Consider the following 3595-nt stretch of genomic DNA (forward strand, 5'->3'; position numbering starts at 1 on the left):
TCGACGCGCTTGACAGACAGCGACCGCCGATGGCATGTTTAGGAAATACCGATCGTTCGCTCGGTATCGGTCATGGCTCGGTGCTGCGACATAGAGGGAGGCCGCGGGTGTCCGTTGATCTGAGCTTTCCACCCCGAGTGCAGGAAATCGCCTCGCGGACAAGCCGGTTCATCGAAGACGTCGTGATACCGGTCGAAGACAGAAGCGATGGCGACATCGTGGCCGCCGGCGGCGAGGACACCCGCCGCGACCTCCAGCGCGCCGCTCGCAGCTTCGGAGTGTTCGCCCCGCATGCCTCCGCCGAGTATGGCGGCCACGGCCTCGGCATCCTGGACTGCATCCCGGTGTTCGAGGCCGCGGGCTATTCGTTGTTCGGGCCGTTGGCGCTCAACATCGCCGCCCCCGACGAGGGCAATGTCCACCTGCTGGCCCACGTCGCGAATGCGGAGCAGAAGGAACGGTATCTGGCGCCGTTGGCCCGCGGCGACATCCGTTCCGCATTCGCCATGACGGAACCCTCGCCCGGTGCCGGCTCGGATCCGGCGGCGCTGACGTGCAAGGCCGAGAAGGTCTCGGGCGGATGGCGGATCAACGGACGCAAGTGGTTCATCACCGGCGCCGATGGTGCAAGCGTCTTCATCACGGTCGCGCGAACGTCGGGCGAACCGGGTGAGCCCGGCGGAGCGACCATGTTCCTCGTCGCATCAGATTCCGACGGGCTCGAGGTGGGTCGCCACATCAACACCCTCGACCGCGCCATGATCGGCGGCCATTGCGAAGTCACCTTCCGCGATGTCTTCGTGGGCGATGACGACGTGCTCGGCGACGTCGATCAGGGGTTGGTCCACGCGCAGGTCCGCCTCGGCCCGGCGCGCATGACGCATGTGATGCGCTGGCTCGGCGCAGCCCGGCGCAGTCACGACGCCGCCGTTTCCCATGTCGCGCAACGCCGAGCGTTCGGTGCCCGATTGGGCGACCTCGGCATGGTGCAGCAGATGATCGCCGACAACGAGATCGACCTGGCCGCCACGCGAGCCCTTCTCGTGCAGGCATGCTGGGAGCTCGACGCCGGCCAGAGGGCCGGCATGTCCACCTCGGTCGCGAAAACCTTTGCCGCAGAGGCGCTCTTCCGAGTGGTTGACCGTTCCGTGCAGATGTGCGGCGGGCTGGGCGTCTCCAGTGATCTGCCGGTGGCGCGCATCTACCGCGAGATGAGGCCGTTCCGGATCTACGACGGGCCCTCCGAAGTTCACCGCTGGGCCATCGCCCGCAGGGCCCTGCGGGCGGTGTCGGCCGAGTAAGCGGGGTGTAGGCGCCCCGCCGGGCAGCGCAGCGGGTCGCTCACCGCGCGGAGCGCTCTGGGTAGTTCATCTCGCTGAACGCTCTGGGTAGTTCATCTCGCTGAACGCTCGGCCCGGATCCGCTTCTTGTCGTACTTGCCGTACACCGTCGTCGGGATGCTGTCGACGAATTCGTATGTCTTCGGCCGCTTGTAGGCCGCCAGCGCACCGCGGCAGTGCGCGGACAGCGCGTCCTCCAGTTCCGCGGGATCGTTGCCGGTGGACGACGGCTCGAGAACAACGAGCGCGTGCACCGCCTCCCCCCAGTCCTCGTGGGGCAAGCCGACGACGGCCGCCTGGGCGACCGCGTCGTGGGTCGACAACGCAGCCTCCACTTCGACGCAGTACACGTTCATCCCACCGCTGATGATCATGTCGGCCAGCCTGTCGACGAGATACACGTAGCCTTCCTGGTCGACCCGCCCCACGTCTCCCGTGCGTAGCCACCGGCCGTGGAACCGCTGCCGGTAGGCGGCGTCGTCCTGCCAGTAGCCCGTCATCACGTACGGGCTGCGCAGGCACACCTCGCCGATCTCCCCCACCGCGCATTCCGTCCCGTCCTGGGAGCGGATCGACACGTCGCACATCGTGACCGGCCGGCCCACCGACGCCAGCAGCGAAGGCTCGCGCAGTGCGCGGGCATGATCCTCCTTGCGCAACAGCGTGGCGTACTGCGGACATTCGGTCTGGGCGTACAGCTGCTGAAGGATCGGGCCGAACAGATCGATGGCCTCCGCGAGCAGACCGGGTGACATCGGCGCCGAACCGTACTGGAACGTCCGCATCGACTTGGTCGACCAGTTGCGCTGCCGTGCGGCGTCGACGATGCGGCGCACCATGGTCGGGACACCGTACGACCATGACACGCCGTACTCGTCGACCAGTTCGATCCAGCGGTCCGCGTCGAAACCGGGTTCGACCACGATCTGCGCGCCCCGCACGAGGCCTGCGGCGGTGAACAGCCCGGCCGAATGCGCCAGTGGCGTGGTCAGCAACAGCCGGTCGTCGCGGTCGATGCCGGCCTCGATGAGGTGGGCCCAGATGTTCTGCACCACCGACTGCTGAGAGTGCATGATGCCCTTGGGCCGGCCGGTCGTGCCGCCGGACATGTACACCGCGGCCGGCGCGTCGGGAGCGACGTCGTGACACGGTTCCAGCGCGCGGTCGGTAGCGATGTCGTCAGTCCACCCGGCTCGCAATGAGATCCGTTCGACGGTGGCCGGAATCCCGGCCGCCAGTGGTGCCAGTTCGTCGTCGACGACGACGCACGCCGGGGCGACCAGCTCGGCGACCGTCGCCACCTCGGGGACCGACAGCATCGCGTTCAGCGGCACCTTCACCGCACCGAGCGTCATGATCGCCACATCGGTTGCCGGGAAGGCAGGGCCGTTGCCGAGCAGGATGAGCACCCGGTCACCACGTGTGACGCCCGCGCCGCGGAGGAGGTCGGTGACGTGCCCGACCGCACGTCCCAGGTCGGCGTAGGTCCACGTCGCCTCGCGACAGATCAGTGCGGGGCGGCGGGCATGCAGGTCGAGAGCACGGCGGAAGACGTCCCACAGATTGACGGAGTTCGCCGAGGGGGTCGCGGGGACGGCGGTCATGGTGAGCTCCTCCGATCGGTGGCCACGCCGCGGCGGCGGCCGACTGCCAGATGGACGACGACGAACAGCAGTGGCACCGACGCGAGCAGCAGGATGCTGGCGGTGCTTCCGACGACACCGGCCAGGCCGGCGATCGCCGATCCCACACCGCCGCCGATGAAGAAGATGAGTGAGGCCAATCCCAGCGCACCGCTGCGTAGCTCACCGTCGACGACCTCGGAGACGCTGGCGGCGAGCGCCGGCTGCCCCATCCCGAACGACAGGTTGACCACGACCATGGCCGCGACGAGCAGGGCGCTGGGCCCCGCCGCGCCGGCGGCCGCGACGACCACGCTGACGACCGCCACCACGGCGGCCAAACCGACCGTGCGTCGCGGCCCGAACCGGCCGAGGCTCCAGTTGGCGACACGCGGACCGAGAACGCCCGGCAGCGCGCTGGGCAGCATGAGCAGGCCGATGCCGACCGGCTCCCATCCACGGGCCGCGAGGACGCCCGGGATCGCGACGAGCAAACCGAACCAACATGTCGGCACGACACTGGCGGCCACCATCACCCGCAGCAATCCGCGGGTCCGCAGCACAGCCATCGGTACAAACCCGGTGGGGCGCACTCGAACACGGGCGACCAGGCTTGGCACGCCGACCAGCAGC

The 3595-nt window shown here is 68.7% G+C and carries 3 protein-coding genes; 1 reads left to right on the forward strand and 2 read right to left on the reverse strand.

Going from position 1 to position 3595, the window contains the following annotated elements; translation table 11 throughout:
• Positions 1–107 precede the first annotated feature (107 nt).
• The gene (locus tag ASJ79_RS20545; protein WP_067959210.1) at positions 108–1301 is read left to right on the forward strand and encodes an acyl-CoA dehydrogenase family protein; all 1194 of its coding nucleotides are present in this window, start codon (positions 108–110) and stop codon (positions 1299–1301) included.
• A 92-nt stretch (positions 1302–1393) separates the two neighbouring features.
• On the opposite strand, the gene ASJ79_RS20550 is transcribed toward ASJ79_RS20545, so the two are convergent.
• Positions 1394–2944 (reverse strand): class I adenylate-forming enzyme family protein, encoded by a 1551-nt coding sequence (locus ASJ79_RS20550; protein ID WP_067959213.1) that lies wholly within the window; start codon positions 2942–2944, stop codon positions 1394–1396.
• Positions 2941–3595 (reverse strand): MFS transporter (locus ASJ79_RS20555; RefSeq protein ID WP_231750956.1); only part of this gene is annotated, 655 nt, incomplete at its 5' end. The genes ASJ79_RS20550 and ASJ79_RS20555, both read right to left, overlap by 4 nt.

The organism is Mycobacterium sp. NAZ190054, assembly GCF_001545925.1.
GTDB lineage: Bacteria > Actinomycetota > Actinomycetes > Mycobacteriales > Mycobacteriaceae > Mycobacterium.

Coding starts and splice junctions, on each gene's coding strand:
- ASJ79_RS20550 (WP_067959213.1), bottom strand. CDS start 2,944: ATGACCGCCGTCCCCGCGACCCCCTCGGCGAACTCCGTCAATCTGTGG.